Annotated in this window: 10 protein-coding genes; 5 read left to right on the forward strand and 5 right to left on the reverse strand. The window is 71.4% G+C overall.

Features of this window, described 5'->3' with window-relative positions:
- Positions 1-101: 101 nt before the first annotated feature.
- Entirely contained in the window at positions 102-1,391 is a 1,290-nt protein-coding gene (locus ASD48_RS17445) for a histidine kinase (protein ID WP_079073814.1), read from the forward strand.
- On the forward strand, positions 1,388-2,050 hold the full coding sequence (locus ASD48_RS17450) for a response regulator transcription factor (protein ID WP_057602578.1): 663 nt from the start codon (positions 1,388-1,390) through the stop codon (positions 2,048-2,050). Before ASD48_RS17445 ends, ASD48_RS17450 begins: the two co-directional genes overlap by 4 nt.
- Positions 2,051-2,127: 77 nt before the next feature.
- On the opposite strand, the gene ASD48_RS17455 is transcribed toward ASD48_RS17450, so the two are convergent.
- From ASD48_RS17455 to ASD48_RS17465, 3 genes are all read right to left on the reverse strand, one after another.
- Positions 2,128-4,215 carry a SpoIIE family protein phosphatase gene (locus tag ASD48_RS17455; protein ID WP_242432631.1) on the reverse strand — a complete coding sequence of 696 codons (2,088 nt, stop codon included), beginning with the start codon at positions 4,213-4,215 and terminating at the stop codon, positions 2,128-2,130.
- 177 nt (positions 4,216-4,392) lie between these two features.
- Entirely contained in the window at positions 4,393-5,823 is a 1,431-nt protein-coding gene (locus ASD48_RS17460; RefSeq protein ID WP_057602626.1) for an MFS transporter, read from the reverse strand.
- The gene (locus ASD48_RS17465; protein WP_079073816.1) at positions 5,810-7,723 is read right to left on the reverse strand and encodes a glycoside hydrolase family 15 protein; all 1,914 of its coding nucleotides are present in this window, start codon (positions 7,721-7,723) and stop codon (positions 5,810-5,812) included. Before ASD48_RS17465 ends, ASD48_RS17460 begins: the two co-directional genes overlap by 14 nt.
- Positions 7,724-8,062: 339 nt before the next feature.
- On the opposite strand from ASD48_RS17465, the gene ASD48_RS17470 reads away from it, so the two are divergent.
- The 3 genes from ASD48_RS17470 (at position 8,063) to ASD48_RS17480 (ending at position 11,435) form a co-directional block, all read left to right on the forward strand.
- A complete protein-coding gene (locus ASD48_RS17470; protein ID WP_157880644.1) occupies positions 8,063-8,368 on the forward strand; it encodes a hypothetical protein in 306 nt (101 codons plus the stop codon).
- Between the two features lie 298 nt (positions 8,369-8,666).
- Positions 8,667-10,493: a sulfate permease gene (gene sulP / locus ASD48_RS17475; RefSeq protein ID WP_057602581.1), complete on the forward strand. Its 1,827-nt coding sequence runs from the start codon at positions 8,667-8,669 to the stop codon at positions 10,491-10,493.
- 129 nt (positions 10,494-10,622) lie between these two features.
- Positions 10,623-11,435 carry a class I SAM-dependent methyltransferase gene (locus tag ASD48_RS17480; protein ID WP_057602582.1) on the forward strand — a complete coding sequence of 271 codons (813 nt, stop codon included), beginning with the start codon at positions 10,623-10,625 and terminating at the stop codon, positions 11,433-11,435.
- A gap of 213 nt (positions 11,436-11,648) precedes the next feature.
- Here ASD48_RS17480 and ASD48_RS17485 read toward each other — a convergent pair whose 3' ends face one another.
- Positions 11,649-12,308, reverse strand: a complete 660-nt coding sequence (locus ASD48_RS17485) for a fasciclin domain-containing protein (protein WP_057602583.1) — start codon at positions 12,306-12,308, stop codon at positions 11,649-11,651.
- Positions 12,309-12,407: 99 nt separating this feature from the next.
- Positions 12,408-14,054 carry a molybdopterin-dependent oxidoreductase gene (locus ASD48_RS17490; RefSeq protein WP_057602584.1) on the reverse strand — a complete coding sequence of 549 codons (1,647 nt, stop codon included), beginning with the start codon at positions 14,052-14,054 and terminating at the stop codon, positions 12,408-12,410.
- Between the last annotated feature and the right edge of the window lie 155 nt (positions 14,055-14,209).

The following is a 14,209-nucleotide window of genomic DNA, read 5'->3' on the forward strand; positions in this document are numbered from 1 at the left end:
GCGCGGGGTGTGCGCTCCCCGTACTCGACTCGGCTCCGGCTGTACCCGGTGGTGGTGGCCCCGGCCGGGGCATCATGACGCTGAATCGACAGGGACGTGTGATGACCGAGGCGGCCGCAGAGCCCGGCAAGGCCCACCTGGTGCGCCACCGGGACCGCGTGCGACGGACGCGGACGGCCGTACGGCCGACGGGGTACGCCGACCTGGCCGCCGTGCGAGGGGCGCGACTGGTGAGAGCCGCACGACGCTGGGGCCTCCGGCTGCCGCCCATGGTGCGGGACTCGCTGCTGCCTGCGCTTCTCCTGCTCAACATCATGACCACGCGCCCGCCGCACGAACTGCCGGTGGCCGGGACCCTCACCGCCGCCCTTGCGCTGCCCCTGGTGTGGCGGCGCCGGGCCCCGCTCACGGTGTTCGGCGCCGTGGCGGCCGCGGCCTTCGTCCAGTGGCTGATGGACATGCCACTGCCGGCGGACATCGCCTTGCTGATGGCTCTCTACACGGCGGCCGCGAACTCGGGCCGGCGCGGTGCGCTTGTCGCCGGTGCCGTCGTGGAGGGCGGGGCCCTGTTGGCCTGTCTGCGCTGGGCGACGGAAGGCGCGTTCCTGGCCCCCTTCGTCGCGCTGACCGCGACGGTCGTCGCCGCCGCCGTCCTGGGGGTGAATGTGCGGACCACGCGCGCCTACCTCGCGGCCTTGGAGGAACGCGCCGCACGCCTGGAGCAGCAACAGGACCAGCAGGCGCGTCTGGCCGTCGCCGAGGAGAGGACACGCATCACCCGGGAGATGCACGACATCGTCACCCACAACCTGTCCGTCATGGTCGCGCTCACCGATGCCGCCGTCTACGCGCAGCACCGGTCGCCCGACAAGGCGACCACGCACATGCTCCAGGTCTCCGAGACGGGCCGGCAGGCCCTGACCGACATGCGGCGCTCGCTGGGCGTCCTGCGGACCGACGAACCGGACGCGGAGCGCCACCCGATGCCCGGCATCGCCCAGCTGGGCGCCCTCGCCGACCAGATGTGCGCCGCCGGGCTGCCGACCCACGTCGAGGTCCAGGGCGGCCACACCCGCATACCCGCCACCGCACAACTGACCGTCTACCGCCTGGTACAGGAAGCCTTGACCAACACCCTCAAGCACACGCCCACCGGCACACACGCGAAGGTCCACATACAGTGCTCGACCGAGACCGTCACCGTGGACGTCGCCGACAACGGCCCCCACCTGCCGCTTACCGGCTCCACACCGTCCGGCCACGGCATCCCCGGCATGCGCGAGCGCTCGGCCGCCTACGGGGGGAAGTTGCGGGCCGGACCGCTTCCGGGCGGCGGATGGGGAGTCCATACCCGCCTCTTCCTCGGCAGCGGCGGAGCGGCGTCCGCATGACGGTCCGCATCCTGATCGCCGACGACGAAGCGCTCCTGCGCATGGCCTTCAGCACGGTGCTGGAGGCCCAGCCCGACATGGCACCGATCGGCGAAGCCGCGGACGGCGTCCAGGCCGTACGCCTCGCCCGGGAGCTGCGCCCCGATGTAGTCCTCATGGATGTCCGGATGCCCGGGACCGACGGGATCGAGGCGACCCGGCAGGTCATCCGGGTCTCCCCGCGGACCAGAGTGCTGATCCTCACCACCTTCGACCTGGATGAATACGCCTTCGCCGGGCTCAGCGCCGGAGCCTCGGGCTTCCTGCCGAAGAACACCGGGCCGGAGGAGTTGCTCGCCGCGATACGCAGCGTGGCCGCGGGCGACGCGGTGGTTTCCCCGCGGATCACCCGCCGCCTGCTGGAGAACCTCCGCCCGCACATCCCCGACGGCGGGAGCGCCGACCTTGACGAGCGGCTGAGCCGGCTCAGCGCCCGTGAGCGCGAGGTGCTCCTCCAGGTGGGCTGCGGCCTGTCCAACACCGAGATCGCGGCCACCCTGTACCTCGCGGAGGCGACCGTGAAGTCCCATCTGGGGCGAATCCTGCAAAAGCTCGAACTCCGCGACCGGATACAGGCCGTGATCTTCGCCTACGAGAGCCGCCTCATCCACCCGGCATGACGGCGGAGGGCTCCCGAGGTGCGTGCCGACCCGCGGCGCGGATCGCCGTGACCTTCTCGTCGGCGAACACGCCGCCGTCAAAGAGGGAGGGGCTTGGCCTGCTCGGTCCAGACCGCCTTGCCCCACGTCGTGTACCGCGTCCCCCACGCCTGGGCCAGCTGCGCGGTGATGAAGAGGCCCCGGCCACCCTCGTCCACGGTGTCGGCGTGCCGCAGATGGGGGGCGGCCGATCCGGCGTCCCGCACCTCGCAGGTCAGGGTGCGGTCGTGGATCAACCGCAGTTCGAGCGGCGGGCTGCCGTACCGTACGGCGTTGGTGACCAGCTCGCTCACGATCAGCGAGGTGTTGAAGGCCGTCTCTTCGTCGACGTTCCACTCGGCCAGCTGCCGCCGAGTACGGCGCCGGGCCTCGGCCACGGCCTCCGGGGCCGGATCGAGCGGCCACGCCACGAACCGGTCGGCGGGAAAGGCCCGGGTACGGGCGACGATCACCGCCGCGTCGCCGGCCCCGAGCCCCTGCGGAAGTCCGTACACGAGGGCGTCGCAGAGCTCCTGGATCGGACGGTCGGAGAAGTCCGGCGCCGCGGACAGCGGCCCCGAGGACTCGGCGAGATACCCGGCGAGGAGCGGGTCACTGGTGAACACCAGGACGCTGCCGTCCGGGACCTCGACGTCGGTGGCCGCGAAGGGCGCGCCCTCCGGCGTGCCGAGCCGGGGGCCCGAGGGCACGTCGACGAGGGCCACGCTGCGGTCGGGGCGTACCAGCAGCGGCGCCAGCGGCCCCGCCGCAGCAAGCGTGCACGTGCCGGTCAGCGGGTCGTGGACGGCGTAGACACACTCAGCGGCGAGCGGCTCCCGGCGCGGCGGGTCGCCGAGCGGCAGCCGCGCACGTTCGGCGGCGAGCTGGCCCGCCGTGTCGTACAGGCGGGCCAGCAGCTCGTCGGGAGCGAGGTCGAAGGCCGCCAGGGAACGTACGACGGTGCGCAGCTGGCCCATCGTCGCGGCGGCGTGCAGACCGCGTCCCGAGACGTTGCCCACGACGAGGGCGGTGCGGGCGCCGGACAGCGCGATCGTGTCGTACCACGCACCCGGATCGGCGCCGGTGACCGTGAGGTAGGCGCTCTCCAGGGAGGTGTGGGTCTCCGGCCGGCGGGGCAGGAGTTGCCGCTGGACCGTGGCCGCGATGGTGTGCTCGCGCATGTAGCGGCGCGCGTTGTCCACGCACAGCGCGGTATGCGCGGCCAGTTCTGCCGCCAGGTCCCGGTCGGCCTCGTCGAAAGGCAGTGCGTCACCCGTGCGGTACAGGCTGACCACGCCGAGCGGGGCGTCACGCACGACGAGCGGCACGGCGAGCAGGGAGTGGGCACCGGACGCGCGGATCGCCTCCGCCACCGGCGGATCGTGAGCGAGCCACGGATCTGTCGGGCGCAGCTCCACCACACGCGGACGCAGATCGGCCAGGGCCTGTGTGAAGGGCGTCGGCGCGGGCAGCCGTCGGATGTCTCCCACCCGGTGGGCCTGCGGCGGGTGGGCCCGCGCACTGCGGAACGCGGTCCGCATCACCGGGGTGCCGGTGGGCAACGGGGCGGTCGGCGGGTCGTCACCGCGCAGCACCGCGTCCACCACCTCGACGATCGCGATGTCGGCGAAGCCCGGCACCACGGCCGAGACGAGTTCCTCGCCGGTCACGACCGGGTCGAGGGTACGTCCGACGTGTCCGCGCACGGCGTCGCGGATTGTGCTGCGGGCGCGGCTCCGCTCGCGTTCGGTGACGTCGACCGAGGTGACCGCGACTCCGAGGGCCGACTCGCCGTGGCCCGCCAGACGCAGCGCGCTCAATTCGAATTGCCGACGCTGGGGCGGGTTGCCGTGGACCAGGGCCGGCACGATGTGCTGAAGGAGGGGCACCCCGGTGTCCAGCACCTCGCGCAGGAGCGGCTCCAGGTCGTCGTCGACCATGTCGTATGCCTCGCGGAGGGGCCGTCCTCTCAGCTCGGACAGGGACACGTCCCGCATGAAGGGGGTGGCCGTGTTGACCCGCACCACCCTGAGGTCCGCGTCCAGCAGGTGGAGTCCGATCGGCGACCGCGTGAACAGCGCCTCCAGCATGGAAGCCGCCTGTTCGTCCACCTGCCGGCCGGAATCGCCGTGCGTCACAGAGATCACCTCCGTTCTCCGTACGCGGCACAGGAGACGTACCAGACCATTTGATCCCATTCCCCGCGACCGGGCGCGCGGGACCTCACCCGCGACACGCGACGCCGGGGTGACCGGCCGGTCAGGACAGGAGCGGACGGCCGGAATCCCGGACCCTGCGGGAACGGTTTGGCGCGGTGGCGGTGGCTAGGCACTGGTCCCGGGGGCCGTCTTCCGTGGGAGGCGGCTGGTGTCGGTTCCCGTTTCCCGAGGGAGGAGCGCCGCCGCGGCCAGACCGGCGAGGCCGATGACGGCCAGGGTGATCATCGCGGCGGCGTAGGCGCCCTTGCTGAGGCCGGCGACGAGGATGGTGCCTGCGATGGCGGTACCGAAGGACGAGCCGAGGTTCGACACGCTTCGGGACAGCCCCGAGATCTCTCCCTGCTGTTCCTCGGGGAAGCTGGACTGGACGACGTTCACGGACGGGGTCAGCATGACGCCCAGGCCGAGACCGATGAGCAGGAGGCCGGGGACGAAGGCCCACGCGGTGGCGAAGCTCCCGGCCAGGACGATCAGGACGGCCACTCCGCCGATGGAGAGGATGAAGCCGGTCATGATGAGCGTCCGCTGAGGGTGCCGGCGGGCCAGGCGCTCGGCCGCCAGGGAGGTGGCCAGCAGGCCCAGGGTGGCCGCCGTGAAGACGACCCCGGTCCGGACGGCGTCGTAGCCGCGTACGACCTGCAGGTACGCCGCCACCGTGAACGACGTGCCCATGAGCAGCAGCCATTGGATGTTCTGGGTGACGAGTCCGAGGTTGGAGACGCGGTTGTCGAACAGGCGCAGCGACAGCAGAGGTTCCCGGCCGGATGCTTCCTTGGCGCGGACGGAGCGGAAGAACCACCACAGGACGAGTGCGCCGAGGACGAGCAGCACGATCATGAGCCAGACGTTGTCGTCGGCCGCCAGGATGCCCATGACGACGAGGACGAGGCCGACGGCGGAGAGGACCGCGCCGACGGTGTCGAAGGAGCGGGTCGGATCGGGCGGCAGCGGGTCGTCGATCCGTCGGCTGAGGAGGACGATCACCGCGATCACCAGGGCCTGGAATACGAAGGCCGCACGCCAGCTGATGGCGGTGGTGATGAGTCCGCCGATCAGTGGCCCCGCGGCGGCACCGATGCCGCCCAGTGCCATGACGACTCCGAAGGCCCGGGCGCGGGAGGTGACGTCCGGGTAGAGGAGGGTGGTGAGGATGTAGACGGGTGGGATGAGCAGGGCGGTGCCGATGCCTTCGAGGATCGAGTTGCCGAGGATCAGCACCCCGAGGCCGGGGGCGGCCGCGCTGAGCAGGGCGCCGATGGCGTAGACGACGAGACCGGTCAGGAAGCAGCGCTTGCGGCCGTAGCGGTCGGTCAGCTTGCCGCCGGGGATCATCAGCGCCGCCATGACGAGCAGGAAGACCGTGATCGCCACCTGGACGCCCTGGACGGTGGTGTCCAGGTCCTCGCTGATGTCGTTGATCATCACGTTCATGTTGGAGCCGGCGAAGCTGCAGATGAACTGGGCGAGGGCGAGGGCCGCGAGCGCGCGTCCGTGTCCCGTGGGGCGCGCGGGCCTCGCCGTCTCATTCACCTGCATCGCCACCGCCCGTGTCCTCTTCGGGCACCGTGAGGCCGTGAGTCGCCGGATGCCCGTGGTCCTCGTGGCGCGGGCCGGTCTGTGCCTTCTCCAGCTCCTCGTCGAGTGCCATCGCCGCGGTGACGAGGGCGAGATGGGTGAACGCCTGGGGGAAGTTGCCGAGTTGCTCGCCGGAGGGACCGATCTCCTCGGCGAAGAGGCCGACGTGGTTGGCGTAGGTGAGCATCTTGTCGAAGGCGTGGCGGGCCTGGTTGAGCCTGCCGCTGCGGGCGAGTGCCTCGACGTAGAAGAAGCTGCACAGGTTGAAGGTGCCTTCGGAGCCGCGCAGTCCGTCGGGGGACGCGTTCGGGTTGTAGCGGTAGACGAGGCTGTCGCTGACCAGTTCCTCGTCCATCGCGTCGAGGGTGCTGAGCCAGTCCGGATCGTGCGGCGAGACGAAGCCGACCCTCGGCATGAGCAGGAGCGAGGCGTCCAGGACATCGGTGTCGTAGTGCTGCACGAACGCCTGCCGCTTGTCGTGCCAGCCGTGTTCGACGATCTGCCGGAAGACCGCGTCGCGTGCGCCGGTCCAGCGGGCGAGGTCGGCGGGACGGGAGAACTGGGTGGCCGCCCGGACTCCTCGGTCGAACGCCACCCATGTCATCAGGCGGCTGTAGGTGAAGTTCTGACGGCCGCCCCTGGTCTCCCAGATGCCTTCGTCGGGCTGGTCCCAGTGGTCGGCGAGCCAGTCCAGGACGCCGCTCAGCGCTCGCCAGCCGCGGATCGCGCCGATGTCACCGCCGACGATCAGGGCGTCCGACGCCTCGCCGTAGATGTCGAGTTGGAGCTGGTCGGCCGCCGCGTTGCCCGCCCGCACCGGGCGGGATCCGAGGTAGCCCTCCAGGTGGTCGAGGGTCTCCTCCGTCAGGTGGGGATCGCCGTCGACGCGGTACATGATCTGCAGGGGGTCCGCCGAGGCGGAGCGGCCCGCCTCGATGCGCTCGCGCAGCCAGCGGCGGAAGGCGTGCGCCTCCTCCTGGAAGCCCAGATCTATCAGCGCTCTGACGGACAGCGACGCGTCACGGACCCACGTGTAGCGGTAGTCCCAGTTGCGCTCACCGCCGATCTGCTCGGGCAGCCCCATGGTGGCCGCGGCGATGGGTGCCCCGGTGGGGGCGTACGTGAGCAGCTTGAGCGTGATCGCGGAGCGGTTGACGATGTCCTGCCAGCGGCCCCGGTAGGTGCAGGAACGCAGCCATGACAGCCAGAACGTGCGGCACGTCTCGAGTGCGTCGGCGACTCCGGCCAGGGAGGGGTGGGGCGGGACGGGGTCGCCGCTCGCCGTGCTGGTCAGCACCACGGCGGCCGCCTGGCCGGCGGACAGGGTGAAGCGGGCGGTGATGTCGTTGCCGTCGGCGAGGAGCGTGACACCGGCGGTGGACTGCAGATGCAGGTCCGTTCCGGGTCCGCGGAAGAGCGCGGAGTGATCATCGGTCCGCGAGAGCGTGTGCGGGGCGCGGCCGTAGTCGAAGCGCGGCTGGCAGGTGAGGGCGAAGGGCACACTGCCCCGGACGACCCGGGCGACCCTCACCAGGCGGTGCGTGTCCGTCGGGTCCGTGGAGTCGATGGGCACCATGAAATCGGCGACCTCGCCGACCCCGTCAGGTGCCATGAAACGGGTGATCAGGACGGCCGTGTCGGACAGGTACAGCTGCCGTACGGTCATGCCGTTGCCGTCCGGGTACTCCGCGGCGAGACGGCAGTGCCCGCCGCGTTCGCTGTCCAGGAGCGAGGCGAAGACGCTGGGCGAGTCGAAGCGCGGCGTGCACCACCAGTCGAGGGTGCCGCCGGACGAGACCAAGGCGGCGGTCTGGAGATCGCCGACCATGCCGTGTTCCGCGATGGGCGGGTACCGGTTCACTGGATCCCCCTGCTCGGTCCGACGCGCTGCGGCAGCTCGGGCAGCCACAATTCAGCGCCCTGTCCACGCCAAGCGTGCGACGGTGCAGCAGCCGTCGGATCACCCACGGCGGGTGAAAGCGGAACCGGTCCCGGGAAGCGATCTTGCCCCGGCGCGAGGACAATGAGCGCGATGGATCCCGTCGCTGGTGGCGGGATGCGTGTCTGCGGTCCGGAGGTCGTGGGACATGGAATCAGCGCGGCCATGACGATCGACGGGCACGCTCCTCACGTCGTATGTCTTCCCGACGAAGACGAGGGCTTGCATCGGCGCCCCAGGCCCGTGGAGGACGCCGGGCCCGTGGAGGACGCCGAGCCGGCAGCCCCGCCGGACCTCCCGTCACTCGGCTCACCGGACGAACTCGCGACCATCCGGAACCTGGTGGCGCGGCTGAGCGCCGCCCATCCCTCGCTCGACGCGGGCCTCGTCGAGGTGACGGTCATGGGCGCGTATGACGCATTCCGGCAAGCCAGGGTCAGGGCATACGTCCCGATCCTGGTCGAACGCCGGTCCCGCAGGGAGCTCCGCGCCGCCGCTGGTCGGGCCGTCGACGGCAGGGCGGCCCCCGGGACGCTCCGCGCGCACCCCGGACGGGCGAAGGACTGATCGTGATGTCGGACGAGAGAGCCGAACGCATCGCGGAATTCATCGGGCCGATCCGTACGCCGACCAGCACCGGCATCCGTCGGCCCGTGGGAAGCGTGGCTGAGACCCGTCGAACCAGCCCGCGACCGGCCCGGGCGCAGCCGCGGTCACGGATCGGAGCACGGATCGGAGGCAGACCGGATGACAGCCGTCGAAGTCAGTTCGGCCGGGCTCTGCCGACGGCCCTCGCGCTCCTGCTCCTGCTCCTGCTCCTGTGGGAACCGGGCAGGCTCCTGGCCCGCAGGTCGAGAGGCGTCTGATGCGTCTCGGCCGGTTGCGGGCCGTGCCCGGGATCCGTGCGGTGTCGACCTACCGGCGCGAGTGGCTCGTCAAGGACCTGGTCGCGGGAGTGGTCCTGACCACACTGCTGGTTCCGCAGGGCATGGCGTACGCCGAGTTGGCGGGACTGCCGGCCATCACGGGCCTGTACACGTCGATCCTCTGCCTGCTCGGCTATGCGGTGTGCGGGCCGTCCCGGGTCCTGGTGCTGGGCCCTGACTCCTCGCTGGGGCCGATGATCGCGGCCACCGTGCTGCCCCTGGTGGTGGCGGACGGGGATCCCGACCGGGCGGTCGCGCTGGCGTCGGTGCTCGCCCTCATGGTCGCGGCCGTCATGATCCTGGCGTCGGTGGCGAAGCTCGGTTTCATCGCCGATCTGATCTCCAAGCCGACGATGATCGGCTATATGAACGGCCTGGCCCTGACCATTCTGATCGGTCAGCTGCCCAAGCTTCTCGGCTTCAAGGTCGAGGCGGACAACCTGATCGGCGAGTGCGCCGGCCTGGTGCGGAAACTCGCCGACGGGGCGGCGGTGCCGGCCGCCGCGACCGTGGGCGGCTGCGGGATCGTCCTGATCCTGGTCCTGCAGCGCCTCCTTCCGAAGATCCCGGCCGTGCTCGTGATGGTGGTCCTGGCGATCGCCGCGACCGCCGTCTTCGACCTCGGGGCGCACGGCGTCGACCTGGTCGGTGAGCTGCCCGAGGGCTTCCCGCCGTTCACGGTCCCCGACGTCCGACTCGCCGACCTCGCGCCGCTGTTCGGCGGTGCGCTGGGGATCGCCCTGGTGTCCCTGGCCGACACGATCTCCAACGCGTCGGCCTTCGCGGCCCGCTCGGGGCAGGAGGTCCGCGGGAACCAGGAGATGGCCGGCGTCGGGGCCGCGAACCTGGCGGCGGGTCTCTTCCAGGGTTTCCCGGTCAGCGCGAGCGGATCCCGTACGGCGGTGGCGGAGCGCGCGGGGGCCAGGAGCCAGCTCACCGGGGTCGTCGGCGCGGCGCTCATCGTCCTCATGCTCGTGCTGGTTCCGGGCCTGTTCCGCGACCTCCCCCAGCCCGCCCTCGCCGCCGTGGTCATCACCGCGTCGCTGTCCCTGGCCGACATTCCGGGGGCGGTACGGCTGTGGCGGCAGCGCCGGGCGGAGTTCCTGCTGTGCCTCGCGGCCTTCGTCGGCGTGGCTCTGCTCGGCGTGCTGCCCGGCATCGCCGTCGCCGTGGCCCTGTCCGTCCTCAACGTCTTCCGGCGCGCCTGGTGGCCGTACAACACGGTGCTGGGGCGGGTGCAGGACCTGGAGGGCTATCACGACGTGCGCTCCTATCCGCAGGCCCGGCAGTTGCCGGGACTGGTGATCCACCGCTTCGACGCCCCGCTCATCTTCGCCAACGCCAAGGCCTTCCGCGACGAGATCCGGCGCCTTGCCGACGTGGACCCGCGGCCGACGTGGATCGTGATCGCGGCGGAGCCCATAACGGACGTGGACACCACGGCCGCCGACGTCCTGCAAGAACTCGACGAGAACCTCAACGCCCAGGGTGTGCACCTGGTGTTCGCCGAGCTCAAGGACCCCGTACGGCGCAAGATCGAACGGTACGAGCTCACCCGTACCATCGACCCCCGCCACTTCTTCCCCACCGTGGAGGCCGCCGTCGACGCCTTCCGCCTGCGCACCGGGGCGGAGTGGGCACCCCGCAGGCCCCCGCCCGACATCGCTCCTCCCCCGGCCGACACCGCTCCGCCCCCGCTCGACATCGCTTCTCCACCGCCCGCCGACGACGGCCACCACGACGGCGCCGAGGACCGGACCACCTGACCGGTGTCAGTTCTCGTCGATGACCAGCCGACCGCGCGTGAAGCCGGCTCCCCCCGTCAGGCCCCTTGGAAATCGTTCTTCTAGGCTGGCGCGGTGACTGATGAGCGGGAGCGGGTGCGGCCGTCGGGAGTGTGGGCCACGGCTGTGGGGGTGGCCAGGGTGCGGGCGCTGGAGACCGAGCGGGAGAACGCGCTGTTCCGCGACCCGCTGGCGCAGGCCTTCGCCGCCGCCGGCGGACTGTGGCCCTCCTCGCCGCCGCCCGGTGACGAGGCCGCGCAACGCCGCCGGTCGGCCGTGTCGTTCTCGATCGTCATCAGGACGAAGTTCCTCGACGACCTGTTGGAGCAGGCCTCCGCCGCGGGGGTCCGGCAGGTCGTGCTGCTCGGTGCCGGCATGGACAGCCGGGCCTTCCGGATGGATTGGCCCGAGGGCACCCGGGTGTTCGAGGTCGACACCGCCGCGCCACTGGAATTCAAGGCTTCGGTGCTGTGCCGGGAGCGGGCCGTCGCACGCTGCGAGCGGATCACCGTCGCGGTGGATCTGCGTGCGGACTGGCCCGGCGCGCTGGCCGCCGCAGGGCACGACCCGGCCGTGCCGACGGTGTGGATCGCCGAAGGACTGCTGATCTATCTGCCCGAGGACGCGGTGGAACTGCTGCTGGCCCGGATCAGCGCACGGTCGGCGGCAGGCAGCCGGATGGGGCTGACGCTGGGCTCGCGCGGCGTGATCGAGCGCTTCGGCGCGGACGCCGTGCCGGGATCGGCGGCGTCCATGTGGGTGTCGGAGATGCCCGACGACCCGGTGGGCTGGCTGGCCGGGCACGGCTGGGAGGCCGACAGCCACACCCTGCGCGAGCGCGCTGCCGCCTACGGCCGTCCGATCAGCAGCCCGCCGCAGCGCGAGGAGCGGCCCGGCGGACTGATCTCGGCGGTCCGCCGGTAGAGCGCCTGCCGAGGTGGTGGCGATCCCGCTGCCGACCACCGCTGTCCCGGCGAGACCGGCGGTCGCGGTCCTGCGCCCCCGGCATTTCGGCGCACAGACGGTGCTCGGCAGCACGTGTGGCCGGGACGGATCGTCCCGGCCACACGACCTCTGCCCGTCACCAGGGTTCGGCGGCCGGGCACCAGCGTGCGGTGCCCGGCCGCCGACATGCCGTCAGCCGGCGGGCATCAGGACGGTGTCGATGATGTAGACGTTGGCGTTGGCGGTCTTGACGTTGCCGCAGACCACCTTCGCGGAGTCGTTGACGGTGTAGGACTCGCCCGAGCCCGAGGTGGTCAGCTTGGACTTCTCCAGCGTGTCGAAGGAGCCGTTCTCCAGGTCCTTCGGGGCGAGCTTCCGGCCCACCACGTGGTAGGTCAGGATCTTGGTCAACTGGGCCTTGTCTGCCAGGACCTTGTCCAGGGTGGCCTTGGGGATCTTGGCGAAGGCGTCGTTGGTCGGGGCGAACACGGTGATGTTCTGGGCGTTGTTGAGGGTGTCGACCAGGCCGGCCTTCTTCACCGCGGTCACCAGCGTGGACAGGGCCGGGTTGTTGGACGCCGCGGTGGCCACCGGGTCCTGGGCCATCCCGTCGAACGAGCCGGCCCCGCTCGCGGGCACCGAAGAGCAGGCCGGGCCGAACGGCTGGTCGGCCATGGCGGTGCTGCCTGCGCCGGCCATGGCCTCGTCGGAGGCGGTCGCCGTCGCCGATGTCCTGCCGGAGGAGTCCGCGCTGCTCGAGTCGCCGCCGTTGTCCGAGCAGGCGCTCAGCGCGAGCGGAAGAACGGCGGCAGCGGCCACGGTCATGGCGACACGGCGGATACGGGTGTTCATGGTGATTCTCCTGTTGGTTGCCGCAGCGAGCGCTGCGTTCATATGGGGGGTGGGAGGGTGGTTTGGGGCCAGTGGTTCGGGAGGGTGGTTTGGGGACGGTCAGTCGACGGTGACCACGACGGAGTGCCGGCCGCTGGCGCCGTCGGGCACCGTTCGGGCGCGTTTCTCGGTCTGCACCGTGCCGGTACGGTCGGTGGCACGCACGGTGAGGGTGTGGCCGCCCTTGGTGGCCTGCCACGGGTAGGACCACTGGCGCCAGGTGTCGCGGGAGTCCTCGGCCGCCAGGCGGGCCTGTTCCCAGGGGCCGTCGTCGACACGGATCTCGACCCGGTCGATACCGCGGTGCTGGGCCCAGGCGACCCCGGCGACCATGACGGCACCGGCCCGGGGGCGGGCGAAGGGCTTGGGGGTGTCGATGCGGGACTGCGTCTTGACGGGCGCCCCGCGGGCCCACTTGCGCTTGACCCAGTAGGGGTCGTACGCGTCGAACGTGGTGAGCTCGATGTCCTCGATCCACTTGCAGGCGGAGACGTAGCCGTAGAGGCCGGGCACCACCATGCGGACCGGGAAACCGTGCGCGAAGGGAAGCGGTTCGCCGTTCATCCCGACGGCGAGAAGCGCGTCGCGGCCGTCCATGACGTCCTCGACCGGGCTGCCGATCGTCATCCCGTCCACCGACCGGGCCACCAGCTGATCGGCGGGCCCGCCCGCGGAGGGAGGCTCGACCCCGCACTCGGCCAGCAGATCGGCCAGCCGTACGCCGATCCAGCGCGCGTTGCCCACGTACGGGCCGCCGACCTCGTTCGACACACAGGTGAGCGTGATGTCGCGCTCGATCAGCTCTCGTCGCAGCAGGTCGTCGAAGGACAGCGTCGCCGGTCGGGCGACTCCTCGGCCGTGGATGCGCAGCCGCCAGGCGTTCGCGTCCACCTTGGGCACCACCAGTGCGGTGTCCACCCGGTAGAACTCCCGGTTCGGCGTCGTGAAGGAGCTGACCCCGGGGATCCGCAGCTGCGCGCCCCGGGGCACCGAGGGGGCGGGCGAGGCCGGGGCGGGCAGGACGAGGTCCGTGCGGGAGGCGACCGCGCCACGGCCGCTCGCCCCGTTCAGCACCCGGCCGAGCGCGCCGGCCCCGGCGGACGCGACCGCGGCCCCGCTGGCCGCGAGCACGAACCCACGCCGGTCCCACCCCGCCCGCCGCGACGTGTCGCCCTCCGCGGCCCCGCGCCCGCTCGGCGTCGGCCTCCTGCCGCTGGTCGGTGGCTCCCCGAGTCCTCGGATCTCGAGGCGGCCGACCAGAAGGAACAGAAGACCGGCCCCGACGACCGCACCCACCACGGAGGGCAGCGCGTCGGTGGGTCCCGTGGAATCCGGGCGGCTGATCGCCGCCGCCGCGCCCACCACACCGAAGAGGAGCACTCCCGCGGATCCGCTCCGCGGACAGTGCAGTGCGAGCACACCCAGAATGAGGGCGAACAAAGCGAGGACGAAAAGAATCCCGAGCTGGAGAACGAGTTTGTCGTCGGTGCCGAAATTCCGGATCGCCCAGACTTTCACGGCCGCAGGCGTTCGGTCGATCGCCGCGCCACCGACCGCGATGACCGGACCTGCCTCCGGACGCACCCACCCCGACGACAGTTCCGCGAAAGCGAGCGCGGCGAAGCCCGCGACAGCGCCGCAGAGGGCACCTAGCGCCGGCCGCAGCCAACTGCGGGGATTTCGCTGTTCTTTCTCGTCGTCCGTCACGTGGGGAATCCGGTCCTGAACGCAGGGCGGATTGGTCGATCACCCGATCGCAGGAAGTTTTTTCACAGACCAATCCGCACTCGCCGGCGCAACGAATTACCTATTCGGGATGCCTATCCGGGTTCGCGCGAACAGGGCCTACAAGCGGAGCCCGG

The sequence above is a fragment of the Streptomyces sp. Root1310 genome (genome assembly GCF_001426425.1).
GTDB lineage: Bacteria > Actinomycetota > Actinomycetes > Streptomycetales > Streptomycetaceae > Streptomyces.

Coding starts and splice junctions, on each gene's coding strand:
- ASD48_RS17485 (WP_057602583.1), bottom strand. CDS start 12,308: ATGAACACCCGTATCCGCCGTGTCGCCATGACCGTGGCCGCTGCCGCC.
- ASD48_RS17450 (WP_057602578.1), top strand. CDS start 1,388: ATGACGGTCCGCATCCTGATCGCCGACGACGAAGCGCTCCTGCGCATG.
- ASD48_RS17460 (WP_057602626.1), bottom strand. CDS start 5,823: ATGCAGGTGAATGAGACGGCGAGGCCCGCGCGCCCCACGGGACACGGA.
- sulP (WP_057602581.1), top strand. CDS start 8,667: ATGCGTCTCGGCCGGTTGCGGGCCGTGCCCGGGATCCGTGCGGTGTCG.
- ASD48_RS17445 (WP_079073814.1), top strand. CDS start 102: ATGACCGAGGCGGCCGCAGAGCCCGGCAAGGCCCACCTGGTGCGCCAC.